The following is a 14652-nucleotide window of genomic DNA, read 5'->3' on the forward strand; positions in this document are numbered from 1 at the left end:
AAAACACTATTAACAAAACAGACATAACAGCGTGAATCACCGAATCTATTACCTTGCCGCTCACTGTTCACGCTCATCTTCATATGAATACATATTTGATGGAAAAATCGCGGACACTATTGCCAAAGCGACACTTGGTGTCGTACCCATCCCTAGCGAAGTATCCCTCACTACAGCTGTAACAAGGATAGCCATAAGGCACTGCGCTCCCGGCATGCTCACCGAGAGCACTGTGGATTACACGGCGGATACTCGCCAGTAATGGTTAACGATCCAAACATTGATATCGACGCTCATACGAACATTCAACGCATGTCAGCCATTCCAGGCAAGTAACGTAGTGAAAAGAACCAGCGTTGGCTACCACATGAGCTCGGAGAGACCATAAGTGCCCGCTGTTGTCGCTCAGCCAAGGGCTCTGCATGAAAACTTGCGAGTTCTCCCTTCTGAACGAACAACTCATGAATCAAACCAGTCACACGACCCTCGCAGGGAGAAAGAGCATCCAGATAGAGCTCACGCTCCGGCTTGCTCAGCACTGTGGTTCCACTTCCATCCTGAACCATCAGATTTACGCCCTTATCTGACAGGCGGGTCAGAAGATCCCGATAGGCTTGTGGACTCATTTTGCCAGTAAAGAAGCTGCTGATATAGACGGGTTCCGGGCTCACTTCGCGCAACGCCTTGGCGGAGCTGGCCAGATGCCTGGATAGCAGTACTTGCCGTTCGGGGTCGCGCCAATTGAAATCGTCCAACTCTGCAGGTAGGTACCAACCCGCAATACTTCCCTCACCCAGACGATTTAACCACTCTTCGGCTAGAAGATGGTTGTGACTTTCCTGCTGCTCAAGATAGCGAGCAAGAGAACCTGCGCTTTGATCCTGGCGTTGAAAAAATGCAGGATCCGCGTAAAGCCCCAGAACCAGCTTCAACCCCGCGGCATGAGCTCTTTTTAGCCTGGCTGCCAACCAAGCGCTTTCCTCTGGCTTGGCGAAAGCATCACCGTAGCGAGTCCACTGAACGACTAGCGTATCGAACCCTTCCTGCTTCACCTGAGCAACTATCTCATCCCAGCGCAACTCTCCGAGGGTGGCATCCCGCAACTGGGGCTGATAGAAGATGCCCTGGCTAGCCTGGGCAGGCAGCACAATTCCCAACAGAATGAGTAGCAAACCCTTGAACCAATATCTCATTACCATCTCAATCCCATAGTCATCATCAGGGTGCCTTTGTCATAGTCATTACCGGATTTAATGTCCTTGATGACGGGATCACTCTTCAACCGGTGCTGATATTCGATCCCCAGGCTCAATTTATGGGGCCAAGCATCGTATTGAGTCTCTCCGAACCAGTGGTTCCAGCGTAGCCCAACCCCCCCCATCAGCAGGGTGTAATCGTCAGAGCCCGACACATACTCCACTATGCCATTCTTGCCACTGTAGTAACCTCGATCCGGACTCTTGTCGTTCCAATATTGGCGTCCCTGAACATGTGCATAAGGCTCTACAGTTTCACCCCACCTAATTTTGTGGTGGTAGCTGACTCGATAATCAGCCACCAGACTGGTCTGCTGTGAACGCAGGTAACGAGCTACATCCAGATAGAGGTTCTGTGCCCACCAGCCACTATCACCGACATGCCACTCATCACTATATTTGCCACCATTAAGGAAAGAAGCACTGGCACGGATCAGGGTATCGTGTTCGCCCCCTTGACTACTGTTGAGTGGCAGCAGCTCTTCGGCCGCGAAGAAGAGAGTCTGACTTCCGAATGGTTTCCAGCGCAGCCCTATCCCCAGGGTGGGATCCCGGAAATCAAGCGGGTTGCTGCCAGTCTTCTCCATATAGGTGCCGTCATTCGGGTCGCCCTCATCTAAATGGTAAAGCCGCTGGCTCTGACTGCTGCCATAGAGACGGCCATACAAGGAGAGCGTCTTGCCATCACGGATGGTCTCTTCTCCCAAACGGTACTCCAACTCTGTCTGGGCATAGCTCTGAGCCACGGCATTACCGCCGATGCCACTGACCGTGCCCTGACCATTCCCGGTCCATGCATCAAAACTGTAAGTCAAGCGCCGACCCAGATCTTCATGCAATCGTCTCAAGTCGTAACGTAATTGTGCCGGTTGATCGCCATCAATGGCTTTGGTGGCATACATACGCGCTTTCGGGTTATGAGCCAGGGATTGATTGATATAAACAAGCTGCTCCGCCAACTCGGTATCCCCCTCCCGATATAGGGACTCCAACCAGTCACTGGCCGCCTGTTTCTCGCCATTGTTCAGAAGGGCATAGCCGTAAGCCAGCTGGTATTCCCGATTATTCGGCTCAAGGTGGTTTGCTACCTGCAATGCCGTACTCGCCTGCGACGTTTGTCCACGTTTTTGATAATGATCCGCCACCAGGGAATAGTCAGCAGCTTGCGGCATCAAGGCAATAGCCTGCTCAAGGCTTGCAATCGCTTGTTCATCCTGCTGGGTCTTGGCCAAAGTTCGCCAGTATTCAGCATCCTGAGGCAACCCTGACTGCAGATATTGCTCAAGCCACCGCCGAGCTTGAACAATATCTCCGGCAGCGAGGGCTGAACGAATTGCTGCCATTTGCTCTTGTTGATCAGAGGCCAGCGTAACCTGCTGCCAGGCCTTGAGCGCTGCATCGTAGTGATGATTTTCATACGCCTGATAGGCAAATTGACGTACATCACCAGGCAATCCAAAACTGGCGGCCCGAGAAAAGGCATATTCAGCCAAGCCCGGCTTGCTGTGTCGATAACAACCTCCGAGAGCACGCCAGCTGTCAGCATCATAACGGGCTGAGAGATCACCCAGCACCCGCATAACCCCGTCACATTGACCAGACAGTGCCAACAGATTGGCCTGCAGAGTACGCAGCGCCGGATCGCTCAATGGTTCAGATAGGTGATCGGGCAATGTGCCAAACCCCTTATCCTCTTGCAGCAGAGTCAAACGCCGAATCAACGTCTCTCGATCCGACAAGTTGGCTCCCTGATAGGGCCAATATTCAATGAGCAGCTCACGAGCCGCCGTCAATAAACCTGCACGCTGCAACTGGTAAGTAAGCCGATCCAACTGCCTCATTGGTTGTCCAGAGTCCCGGATCAACCTGCGCCCCTCTCTGATCAGTTTGCGCCATTGGCGCTGATGCAAGGCCGATTCGAATGCCAACTCAGCACTCTCGTGTGACGGCACGCTCACCAGCAATTTATCCAGCTCCGCCCAACGCCCTTCCTGGCGTAATACAGGCAACATCAAGTTGGCATAAAAGCGCTGATTCTCAGCAAATTGCAACACCTCGTCGCCCTTCAGGATTCCTGTATTGGCGGAGAGCTGCAACCATTCACGCTCCTGAGCTGCCTTGGCAAAATGTGGTGAATGAGACCGCTGATAACGCCTTAACGCTGCACTATCCGGCTCCTTGGCAAGGGCGAGTGCGATGGCCAAATCCACTTCACCATCTTGACTCGACAAACGGCGACGCAATACAACAGCTTGGGTGACATCCCCTTGTGTCAGTAGCATATTGAACCACTGCTTCAGCTCTCCCAGGCTCAGTTTTCCTGCTTTATCGAGCCAGGAAAGCTGCCCGGCAGCCAAGCCCCAATTCCGTTCACCCAGTGAGCGGGCAAGAAGGTCATGCCGCAGTGTCAACCCCTGTGGGGTGGCTGCAAGCTCGGGGTCATCCAGTAAAGTAGCCAACCCTTGCAGGTCCGCATCCAACAACTTTCGCTCGGCCCTTGCGACCTTGCACTCGAGCAAATTACAGTCAGGATCGAATGGTTTTTTACGCTGCAACCCTTCAGCGAAGGTTAATAGCTCGGCATCCTGCGGCGTGATAGCTAACTGCTGGCGCACCAGCGCCATAGCCTGCTTGTCTTGACCAAAATGCTCATACGCTCGGGCAAGATAGAGGGCTATAACCGGGTTTTTAGGTTGCAGCCTGCGAGCCTGTTCGAACTCGGAAATTGCGCGATCACGATGTCCCCGCTCAATGGCAGAGAACCCTTTCTGCAAATGAGGATAAAGCACGAAACGCTGATAACTGCTCACTCCGGGCCCCAGTTCATATTCCTGGGGAGCAGCCATAACTCCCTGACCAAGCAACAGCCCTGACAAAAGCAAAAATTCGGGACGCATCAGGTAGTCACCTCCGAGCGTTGCGCCAACCAGCTATCATTAACTCCCGCTTCCCGCAGCAGTTCGTACAGGTTCAGTTGATAAGCCCCTTGCAACGTCAGGGCTTGAGCCAACACCTGCTCACAGATCACTTCCTGGTCGACCAGAAAATGGGCGAGTGTCAATTCGCTTCGCTCATGTCGCAGCAACAAGGAACGCAACGCCGCTTCATCTATATGGCCGAGCGTGATCAGCAGTTCGGGCAACATCACCTGACTGGCCAGATATCGGTTCCAGATCGTAATTGATTGCTCTTCACTAACCAGACCATCCGTCAGTGCTCGCTGCAGCAATGCTTTTGGGTCGATACGCTGACCACGGGCATACCAGCGACGAAGGCCCACGGTCACTTCTCCTCTGCAGGCGATCACATAGGTAACGGGTGACCGGAGTTTGCGAGATAGCGCGCCAAGAGAGACAGGGTCTAAATAAACCTCACATGCAAGCACCAGCACCCCATCCTCAATACGTAGCGGTAACACCCCATAGTGCATGGCAACGTTGGGCGGAACCTTGTGCAGCAGATATCGCTCCAGACCATAGGCATCGACATGTTCCCAATTCACCCCACTCTGCTCAGCCACCCCTGCAGCCAGCTGTTCACTGGTTAGTAACCCTTGTTGCACCAGGTTGCTGCCCAAGCGCAAACCGGGCAATCGGTTCATTAATACCTGTTCAAGCTGCTCCTTGGTCAGTGCGCCCTGATCAATCAGGATCTGACCTAACGGTCGCCGTGCCCGGTTTTCTTCTCCCAAGCTTGGGAAGTCGTGGGTAGTTTTGTCCCAAGCAACCCGACGCGGATCCCCTTGCGCAATGATTTGGGAAAGCGCACGCCAGTTGGCCATGAAGTTGATTACATTCCCCCAGAACAGGCGGGGAATGGACATAAATCCTTGCACTATGCCGTAGTAGCGAGTCACGAAAATCAAGCGCTGCAACATTCGATTAAGCATAAGAAACAGGTTGACCCAAAGCAGGGTGACCAACCAGCTGTCACCTTCGAAGATAGATAGAAAGTAGTAGGGGTCCTCGGCAAGCAACTGATAACACAAGAGAGCAAGTAACTGGAGCAAAATAAGACTGGCAGTAAAACTGAGAAAATTGGTCAGAGCGCCCTTGCGATCTCGCCACAGGAAGTAGTTAAGCTTCCAGTTTCGGCTCCATTTGTGAGTCTTGAAACCTTGATAGACTATACCAATGATCCAGCGTGACTTTTGGCGCACAGCGGTCTGGAAAGTATCGGGAAAATACTCCCTTACACAGATGACATTGGTATCACGCTCATGCATACCAAGTCGCCAACGCTTATTCGGGGTACTTCTGACCTCACGAATGACAGGGAAACGGACGAATATCTCTTCCATCCCCTTTTCCTTAAGACGGAAACCTATGTCGTAGTCTTCAGTCAGACTTTGCACATCAAAAGCGATACCGTCCCCATCTTCCAACAGCGCGATGACGGCGCGGCGGCTGAAACAGGTACCAACGCCAGCGCTGGGTACCTGCCCTGACACGGCCTCACGCACCGGAACATCCTTGCTATGCAATTCGGCAAACTCGTCCAGATAATGCAAGCTGGTAAAATTGAACCAACTACGCTCAAAGGGATAGACAGGGATCTGGATAAGATCCTTGCGGCCTACCAAGTAGTTGAAGAGCCTCAACTCCATGTCCGAAATAACATCTTCGGCATCGTGAAGAATGAAACCTGCGAAAGAGAGGTTGGCCTTGCGCTCGAACTGGAAAATGGCATCAAGCACATTGTTGAGACAGTCCGCCTTGCTGGTCGGCCCAGGACGGGCACACACAACTTTGTGCACATTAGGAAAACGGGCACAAACTTCATCCACATCCTTCTGAGTATCCGGATCATTGGGGTAGGTACCGACGAAGATCTGATAGTTTTCATAGTCAAAACGGGTCGCAGCCAACTCCGCCATCTGACCAATTACGCCCGTTTCATGCCATGCTGGCACCATAATGGCGAGAGGTTGCTCCTCCCGTTCATAAAGCGCCAGATAATTCAGCCGATCGTGCTGTCGATAAACCGTCAGCCGCCGCCAAGCACTTCGGAGCCAATAAACGACATCGATGAAAAGGTCATCCAGTCCACTCACCAGCATGGCTATTGCCACTACGATAGCGATCAGCTTCAGACCATATAGATAGGTAGCAAAACCATCCACCAACCAATATTCCGGCATCCCGATTACCTCAGCAGAGTGTCTGCCATGATAGCCACGATGCGGGAACAGGCCTGGCCATCCCCAAACGGATTTGCCATCTCTCGTGGCTCAAAGTCCCCGGCTTGCCATAGCTCACTGACTCGCTGGACAATGAGTTCCTCATCCGTCCCCATCAGTTGTGCGTAACCGGAATCGACAGCCTCGGGGCGTTCCGTTTCTTCACGCAATACCAGCAGTGGCACCCCATAGGTTGGCGCCTCTTCCTGCAAACCTCCAGAATCCGTCATAACCAACCATGCATCAGCGATAGCCTGTTGCATCGCCAGATAATCCAGAGGCTCAGTCAACGTGACATTGGATAAATGACCAAGCAGTGGGTAGACAACCTGCTTGATGACGGGGTTTAGGTGTACCGGGAAAAGCACTCGCATACCGGGATTGGCGGTAGCAAGCCGCGCGATAGCACGGCAGATCCCCGCAACTTCATTGCCCCAATTTTCGCGCCTGTGTACCGTCACCAGCAGATGTCCCGGTTGATCTCCTTTACGTTTGATACCGTGACGTTTGCTGGCCCATAACTGGGCATCAATGACAGTATTGCCAGTCACATGTACCCTCTCTGTCGGCACCTGTTCAGCCAACAGGCTGTCACGCGCGCGATCCGTCGGCGCCATATGCAATTGGGCAAGACGCCCAATCATCTGGCGAAGACCCTCTTCAGGAAAAGGGCGATCGAGGCGATAAGTACGCAATCCGGCCTCAACATGAGTAATGGGAACCTGATGATAGAAGGCGGTCAAGGCACCCAAAAAGGCGCTTTCTGTATCCCCCTGGACAATCACCATGTCCCACTCGACTTGCACCATCAATGACTCGAGTTGAGCACGACACCCCTGACTGAAATCAAACAAGCTGGAACCATGACGAAGCAGAGCATAATTGGGGTTAATATCAAAACAATCAAGCACTTGAACAGCCATGCTATCATGCTGACCGGTATGCACCCAGCATACATCTGCCCATGGCTTCTGCTTGAGAGCATGGTAGAGAGGGGCAAGCTTGATTATTTCCGGGCGGGTACCCGACACCATCATGATCTTTTTCATCACAAGCAACTCCATTCAAAAAATCCGAGATCACTACAGTCGGTTGAACAAATCAGTTATTAGCTGCCCTGTATGACTGTTCAAGTGACTTCAATAATTAAAAATGCTGGAGAGGATGAGAACGCAGGAGAGAACCCCCACTGACGACAGACCCAAAATACAGTGCGTATGCAAAAACAGCAGTCGCCTATCTGCACCACGAGGGTTCAGGAACGGGCCAAATTGTGCAGATATCTTGCATGAACCAGACCGGGAGCTACCTGTATCTTGTGGTGAGTCATCTAAACCTCACGAAAAGGCAGCCCAGCCATCTCTAAAGAGATCTGTAACTTTCCGGACCCGGTTCACATCGGGGGTGGCAAGGTCTCCAATTTTGTCCAAAGGATAATAATTAGTCAACTCTATAGTGTGACAACTTATTACTTCATCCATTGCACTATCAACAACATTAAAATACTGAAACATTGGGTTTACACGGATTTTTCTGCAAAATCATTGCGCTGATATGATATAGCCCTGCACGGGTTGCAGGACTATATCCACATAAATGGCTCAACCTAAGGATCCGCATCCTGCGTCAATGCTTGATGCGCTGGGCTACCCACGCTTCGAAATCGGCCAGCATGCGGGTTTCCGACTCGCTGTTGTCGGCGATAAGCTCGGCGCCGTGTACCACCCGGATATGGGCGTCGAGCGGGCCTCCCTCGCCAGCCGCGGGGCGCTGCTGGGCGGCAGCCATACAGGCTTGCGCCTGTTGCCAAGCCTCGGCGGCGCTTAGGTTGCATGCCTCGGCCAGCGGCACTGCGCTAAACCCCTCGCCGGTCAGGCTGCGCAGGGTCTCATCATGACTCATGCCGTTGCCCGGCCCCCAGTAGTGGGCGGCCAGATCCGGCCCGATACGCGGGTTGTCGGTGAGGTAGCCATCACGCTTGAGGAAATAGGCGCGGGTCTGCTCCACCGCCATCAGCGCCAGCAGGTAGCCGTGATAGGCGCAGGCCGACTCCTGATTAAGGAGGTGCGGAATGGCCAGCAACGGACGCGGGCTCTCCACTCCGACAATCTTGCGCTCCCACTGGCGGGCCAGCGCCAACACAGCCTCGGGGGTGCGCTCGGCCTCATCCATGGCGTAGAGATCCCGCTCGAAGTAGGCCACCAACGCGATCTGGCGTTCGTTAAACGCGCGAAACGGCTGACGCGCTTCAATCATCTCCTTGATGAGGGCATCGGGAACTGACTCTCCCACCGCATTTCTGGCGTAGCGTTTGAGCCAGTCGGCATCGTCCAGCAGGCTGTCGCAGAACATCGACTGGGTCTCGGCATAGGCCATTGAGGTGGGCGGAAACTCCTGTGAGAAGCAGGGGGCATTGCCGGTGACATTGGCAAAGTGCGCGGCGTGGCCTCCCTCGTGGAACAGGGTGTTGAGGCCACTCCAGCCGCTGCCCACCTGCGCCGGATCGGCCAGGCTGGTGAAATTGACCACAGCTGGCACCCACTCCCCCTGTTGGAAGAAGCTCGGTACCGGGCCGTGGCAGAAGCCGTTCTCGTATTTCCCCTCCCGGGTCAGCAAATCCAGCGTCAGGGTCGCCCCGCGATACTGGATGCCGAGCCGGCGGAAGCTCTCGACCCAATCCCGCAACGCCCGCGAGAAGGGCACGTAAGGATCGAGCTGGCGGGTCACATCGCCGCTCACGCAGTAACGCAGGTTATGGGGCAGCAGGGCCGCCTCCCCCTTGGCGGCCTTCAGCTCGGCCAGGCTCTGCTGCAACCGGGCGTCGGTGCGGGCAATAAAGTCGTCGAGGATGGCGAACAGCTGCTCCGGGCTCATCTGCTCGTTCTTGCGCACCTTGTAGTCGAAGTAGTCGCGATAGCCCATGGCACGGGCAAAGCGGTTGCGGATCGCCACCACCTCGAGAAAACCGTTGCCGACCACCCACTGCTCCAGGGTGCGGAACATGGCGAGCGCGCTCTGGCGCACCGCCTCGTTCGGGCTGGCGGCAAGGGAGGTACTGGCGGCAGGCAGGCTGCCTGCGACCTGCTGACCCTGCTCATCCAGCAGGGTCAGTTTCAGCCCCTTGCGGCGGGCGAACAACTCCGCCTCGGCGGCTACCAGCTCATCCATCAGGGCGGCAGCGGCGGGATCTTCAATCACATTGCACTCGAAGAAGGCGATCCAGCCTTGCAGACCGCGCTTGAGATCATCCTCGTCGGCCTGCACCAGCATCTCCCGCAATTCGGGCAGACGGGCCGGATTGGCACAAAAGGCCTTGTAGGCCTGCTCGGCCGCGGTGAAACCGGCCTGATCATCGCTGGTGCCCATATAGGTGGACCAGAAGAGATCCTCCTTGCGCCTGTGCACCTGCAGGTAGTCGGCGTTGAGCTGGTTGAAGTAATTCCTGGCAATGGAACTCATAAATTCCCTCTTGTTATGGGGTCACCCGCAGCGGGGCCCACTCCTTTTTTTAGTGAAATGCCAAACCATTCACACTCTTTGGCAAAAATTGCGCAGGGATGCGCATCAACACGCTACCAAAAAGTGGGGGTTGCTGTCTGCTGACTATACTGATGTTAAAACGCTCATTTGAGAAAGCTCGGCAAGAGACTGAAAGTAAATGAGTTGTTAACTCTTACGAACTGGCTGCCGCGGTACAGAGCCACATAAAATCAACAGGGAAATGAGGGTTTAGTCATGTTCAAGCTCGGTGATATTACCGTGAGCCGCAAATTGATTTTGCTGCTCGCACTGGCGTTTGTCGGTTTTGTCTCGCTGCTGCTTATCTCGGCCAACGCGCTCCAGCGCAATCTGATGAGCGAGCGAGAGGCGCGGCTCAATGCGGTACTGGAGCAGGCCATGAGCCAGATCCAGTTTCTGGCCAGCACCCTGCCAGCAGAGCAGGCCCAGCAGGAAGCGCGCAAGCTGCTGACCAACACCCGCTTTGATGGCAACAACTACCTGTTCGTCATCGACGAGAACCGCACCATGGTGGTTCACCCCATCCGTCCCGAACTGGTCGGCCAGAAGATGGGTGAAGGAGGTGCCGCCACCGCAGGGCAGTTCTGGTATCAGATGGTGGATATCGCCAAAGGGGGCAAACAGGGCACTCTGCAATATGTGTGGGTCGGCCCGTCGGGTGAGACCGCCGACAAGCTATCCATGGTCTCCGGCTATCAGCCCTGGGGCTGGATCCTCGGTTCCGGCATGCTGCTGCAGGATATTCAGCAGACCATCTGGGCCCAGTACATGAAGATGGGGACCGCCACCGCCATCGTGATCCTGCTGATGGGGCTGCTGGGCTGGCGCATCACCCACTCCATCGTCTCCCCCCTCAGCCAGATCAACCACGCCATGCAACGGGTCGCCAAGGGGGATCTGGTGGTGAGCATCCCGGTACAGGGCAAGGATGAGCTGGGAGTGGTCGCCCGCTGCACCAACCAGAGTCTCGATGCCATCCGTCACGCCCTGCTGGAAGCCAGCCAGGGAGCTCGCAACGTGGCGGATGCCGCCCTGCGCATCGCCGCCTCTGCAGAGCAGACCAATCAGGCGGTCACCAGCCAGCGGGATCAGCTGGCCCAGCTCGCTACCGCCATGAACGAGATGAGCGCCACCATCTCCGATGTGGCCGGACACGCCGAAAATACCGCGCGGGATACCCAGGAAGCGACCGGTGAAGCGGGGCTCGGCAACCGTGACGTTCATGCAAGCGTGCATGGCATCAAGGCGCTGGCCACCGAGGTGGAACAGGCCACCCAGCAGGTCAACCAGCTCAAGGAGGGGGTAATGCAGATCAGCGAAGTGACCGCTGTCATCAGCGCCATTTCGGAGCAGACCAACCTGCTGGCCCTCAACGCCGCCATCGAAGCAGCCCGTGCCGGTGAGCAGGGCCGCGGTTTTGCCGTGGTGGCCGACGAGGTGCGCCAACTGGCCAGCCGGACTCGCCAATCCACCGAGGAGATCCAGAGCACCATTGCCCAGCTGCAGCAACGGGCCGTCACCGCCGCCAACGCCATGGATACCAGCCGCAAACTGGCAGAGAGCAGCGTCAACCAATCCCAGCAGGCGGGGCAGGATCTCACCCTGATCGTCAACCACATCCAGCATGTAAGCGACATGGCAACCCAGATCGCTACCGCCGCCGAGCAGCAGAGCATGGTGGCCGAGGATATGAACCGCAACGTCAGCGGCATCAACGACTCGGCGCTGGAGATGTCCCAGTCCGCCTCGCAACTGGCGCAGGAGAGCGAGCTGCTGGCCGGTCTCTCCCGCAGTCTGGATGAGCGACTTGCGGTGTTCAAACTGGGTAAGGAGTCCGCCGCGGCGCCGATGATGGCTCCCCAATCTCCCCCCTCCGGCGAGCAGCACGCCCGCCATTGATGGCGTCAATCCGTGTCGCCTTGTCACCCGACCTGCCAGCCAAGCTGGCAGGTTTTTTTTACGTCAGCAACTCGCAATTAACATGCATCTTATCGGCATATTCAACGTTAATCGGTGCCATTCACAGATAAGAGAACAATTTAAAAACAGCCAGTTAGAATGATTTTCGCGCCATTGAATGGCGCATTTAAACATTTAACTTCAAATAATTAATCAATGCAGTGCACAATGCTGACGGCCGAACATTTGGCCCATCACTAACCATCTAGTCATTTGGCAAACTGACCGAAAGGTCGGGACGCAAAGCCTCCGGTCTACAGACGTTTTGTCCAGGATAGCGGGGTTGCCACACGCAAGTGTGCATCGGGGAACTCCCCGGCCAACTGACTGCCCACATCTATCGAACAGAGGAATGTATGGCAGCAAAAATCCAACTCAATCACATCGCAACGGTGCTGGCCCTGCTGGCCAGCGGCAGCGCCCTGGCCCACGGCTACATCAGCCAGCCCGAGAGCCGCAACTACCTGTGCAAAACCGGTGGCAACAGCCAGTGTGGCGGCGTGCAGTGGGAGCCCCAGAGCGTGGAGGGGCCATCAGGTTTCCCGCAAACCGGCCCGCAGGATGGACAAATCGCCTCGGCGGGCAGCCCGCGCTGGAGCGAGCTGAACATCCAGACCAGCGACCGCTGGACCAAGCGTGAAGTACAGCCCGGCCCCTTCGCTATCAGCTGGACCTTCACCGCCAACCACGTCACCCGCAACTGGCGCTACTACCTCACCAAGCAGGACTGGAACCCCAACCAGCCGCTCACCCGCGCCTCGTTCGACCTGACCCCCTTCTGCGTCATCGACGGCAATATGGTGCAGCCGCCCAAGCAGGTGACCCACAACTGTATCCTGCCGGAGCGCACCGGTTATCAGGTGATCCTCGGCGTGTGGGAAGTGGGCGATACCAGCAACAGCTTCTACAACATCATCGATGCCAAGTTCAAAGATGGCAGCCAGCCGCCGCTGGAGTGGAGCCAGGCAGGCACCATCTACCCCTCCATCGACCTCGCGGTAGGTGACAAGGCGATGACCCGGGTATTCGATGCCAACGGCGAGCGCCCCGATCTACAAACCGTGCTGACCATCACCACTGCCGAACAGGGCCAGAAGAACAACTGGGCCCATGCTCTCGCCAGCAAGATCAACACCGAGCAGAGCCTGATCCGCGCCGGTCAGCAAGGAGCCGATGGCCAGTTCAATCCGGTCTATGGCATGAACCCCATCTATCTGAAGCGAAACAGCGAGCTGAAGCGGGTCGAGATTGACCTGCAACAGCAGCAACCGCCGGTAGTGGACAGCATCAGCGTCAGCGGTCTGGCCAGCGACTATGTGCTGGACAACGGCAAGGCAACCCTCGATTTCACCGTCACCGCACAGGGCGATCTGGCCGTCACCAACACCCTCTATGACCACGGCGGCGTGGCCAAGGGTGAAAGCAGTGCCGACATCAAGGACAGCAGCCACACCTTCACCATGGCGCTGGAAGGGCTCAAGGCAGGTCACCACCAGCTGGTGATCAAGGCCACCCCGAAAGCGGGCGGCGAGACCATCCAGCAGACCATGGATCTGATGTTCAAGGAGCAGAGCAGCGGCGAATATGACTTCGTCTTCCCGAACAACATCAAGTCCTACACCGCCGGAACCAAGGTGCAACAGCCGAAAAATGGCAAGGTCTATCAGTGCAAGCCCTTCCCCTACAGCGGCTACTGCGTGCAGTGGGCCACCACCGCTACCCAGTTCGAGCCGGGTGTCGGGTCCCACTGGCAAGAAGCCTGGATTGAGCTGAAGTGATCCGCAGCGGGTCATGACGCCATCAATAAAACGGGGAGCCATTGGCTCCCCTTCTTGTCTTCTATCCCCGTTCAAATCTGGACGTCGATGGCGGGCTAGCAGCCCATAACACCTCCCCGATAGCCTGCACGACTCTTGTGCAGTGCTCGCGATCCATCTCTATTGCTCATATCGGCCACTCGCATCGGGAGCCGGACGCAGACTCTGTGAGCCATGCCCATCTGCCACCTTGAACCCTGTGCCATCATGGGATCAGGCAGCAACGACGAGAAAGGACGCCGCCATGTGGATCAATGCCGAACCCGTCAACGGAGCTCTGGTCTCGCTGGCCATCGGCCTGATTATCGGGCTGGAGCGGGGCTGGCAGGTGCGCCAGCTGGGGGACAACCAGCGCATCGCCGGGATGCGTACCTACGGCCTTATCGGCCTGCTCGGCGGGGTGTGCGGTTTGCTGCTGCCCACTCTGGGCCCCTGGCTACCACTGCTCGGCCTGCTGGCGGTGGTGACCGGCTGCGGCCTCTCGGTCTGGCTGGCCCAGCGCTGGCAGGGAGAGTTCGGCCTCACCAGCTCGGTGGCTATGCTGCTCACCTATCTGCTGGGGCTGATGTCGGTACTGCTCAGCCCGAGCGAGGCGGTGGCCTGCGCCGTGCTGGCGGCCCTGCTGATGGGGCTCAAGGGCAAGATCCAGCAGGGGATGCTGTTTCTCAGCGAAACCGAATTTCACGCCACCCTGCGCTTTTTGCTCATCTCGCTGGTGCTGCTGCCGGTACTGCCCAACGAGGAGATGGGGCCCCTCGATGCCTTCAACCCCTTCAAGATCTGGCTGATGGTGGTGGTGATCGCCGGCATCTCGTTTTGTGGCCACTTCGCGGTGCGGCTGCTCGGCACTCGCGCCGGGCTGGTGCTCACCAGCATACTGGCGGGATTGGCCTCCTCCACCGCCCTTACCCTGCAGTTCGCC

Annotated in this window: 8 protein-coding genes and 1 riboswitch; of the genes, 3 read left to right on the top strand and 5 right to left on the bottom strand. The window is 56.3% G+C overall.

Annotated features, from left to right (window positions below; translation table 11 throughout):
* Window positions 1-305 precede the first annotated feature (305 nt).
* From AACT07_RS16655 to AACT07_RS16675, 5 genes are all read right to left on the bottom strand, one after another.
* Window positions 306-1193: a DUF4434 domain-containing protein gene (locus AACT07_RS16655; RefSeq protein ID WP_069528993.1), complete on the bottom strand. Its 888-nt coding sequence runs from the start codon at window positions 1191-1193 to the stop codon at window positions 306-308.
* Window positions 1193-4153 carry an NfrA family protein gene (locus tag AACT07_RS16660; RefSeq protein ID WP_069528994.1) on the bottom strand — a complete coding sequence of 987 codons (2961 nt, stop codon included), beginning with the start codon at window positions 4151-4153 and terminating at the stop codon, window positions 1193-1195. Before AACT07_RS16660 ends, AACT07_RS16655 begins: the two co-directional genes overlap by 1 nt.
* Window positions 4153-6396, bottom strand: a complete 2244-nt coding sequence (gene nfrB, locus AACT07_RS16665; RefSeq protein ID WP_069528996.1) for a cyclic di-3',5'-guanylate-activated glycosyltransferase NfrB — start codon at window positions 6394-6396, stop codon at window positions 4153-4155. Before nfrB ends, AACT07_RS16660 begins: the two co-directional genes overlap by 1 nt.
* 5 nt (window positions 6397-6401) lie before the next feature.
* Window positions 6402-7484 carry a non-hydrolyzing UDP-N-acetylglucosamine 2-epimerase gene (gene wecB, locus AACT07_RS16670; protein ID WP_069528998.1) on the bottom strand — a complete coding sequence of 361 codons (1083 nt, stop codon included), beginning with the start codon at window positions 7482-7484 and terminating at the stop codon, window positions 6402-6404.
* A 577-nt stretch (window positions 7485-8061) separates the two neighbouring features.
* The gene (locus AACT07_RS16675) at window positions 8062-9894 is read right to left on the bottom strand and encodes a M3 family metallopeptidase (protein WP_069529000.1); all 1833 of its coding nucleotides are present in this window, start codon (window positions 9892-9894) and stop codon (window positions 8062-8064) included.
* 276 nt (window positions 9895-10170) lie between these two features.
* Between AACT07_RS16675 and AACT07_RS16680 the strand changes: the two genes are divergently transcribed.
* The 3 genes from AACT07_RS16680 to AACT07_RS16690 all read left to right on the top strand — a co-directional run.
* Window positions 10171-11853, top strand: coding sequence for a methyl-accepting chemotaxis protein (locus tag AACT07_RS16680; protein ID WP_005348806.1), 1683 nt, complete (start codon window positions 10171-10173; stop codon window positions 11851-11853).
* A 265-nt stretch (window positions 11854-12118) separates the two neighbouring features.
* A riboswitch (cyclic di-GMP riboswitch) is annotated at window positions 12119-12204 on the top strand.
* A 65-nt stretch (window positions 12205-12269) separates the two neighbouring features.
* Window positions 12270-13691, top strand: a complete 1422-nt coding sequence (gbpA, locus tag AACT07_RS16685) for an N-acetylglucosamine-binding protein GbpA (protein WP_069529002.1) — start codon at window positions 12270-12272, stop codon at window positions 13689-13691.
* A 283-nt stretch (window positions 13692-13974) separates the two neighbouring features.
* Window positions 13975-14652 (top strand): MgtC/SapB family protein (locus tag AACT07_RS16690; RefSeq protein WP_139126504.1); only part of this gene is annotated, 678 nt, incomplete at its 3' end.

The organism is Aeromonas sp. ANP5 (assembly GCF_963870295.1).
GTDB lineage: Bacteria > Pseudomonadota > Gammaproteobacteria > Enterobacterales > Aeromonadaceae > Aeromonas > Aeromonas veronii.

What these genes read in the sequence shown, in the direction of transcription:
- AACT07_RS16655 (WP_069528993.1), bottom strand. Translation starts at nt 1,193, where the DNA reads ATGAGATATTGGTTCAAGGGTTTGCTACTCATTCTGTTGGGAATTGTG.
- AACT07_RS16660 (WP_069528994.1), bottom strand. Translation starts at nt 4,153, where the DNA reads ATGCGTCCCGAATTTTTGCTTTTGTCAGGGCTGTTGCTTGGTCAGGGA.
- nfrB (WP_069528996.1), bottom strand. Translation starts at nt 6,396, where the DNA reads ATGCCGGAATATTGGTTGGTGGATGGTTTTGCTACCTATCTATATGGT.
- wecB (WP_069528998.1), bottom strand. Translation starts at nt 7,484, where the DNA reads ATGAAAAAGATCATGATGGTGTCGGGTACCCGCCCGGAAATAATCAAG.
- AACT07_RS16675 (WP_069529000.1), bottom strand. Translation starts at nt 9,894, where the DNA reads ATGAGTTCCATTGCCAGGAATTACTTCAACCAGCTCAACGCCGACTAC.
- AACT07_RS16680 (WP_005348806.1), top strand. Translation starts at nt 10,171, where the DNA reads ATGTTCAAGCTCGGTGATATTACCGTGAGCCGCAAATTGATTTTGCTG.
- gbpA (WP_069529002.1), top strand. Translation starts at nt 12,270, where the DNA reads ATGGCAGCAAAAATCCAACTCAATCACATCGCAACGGTGCTGGCCCTG.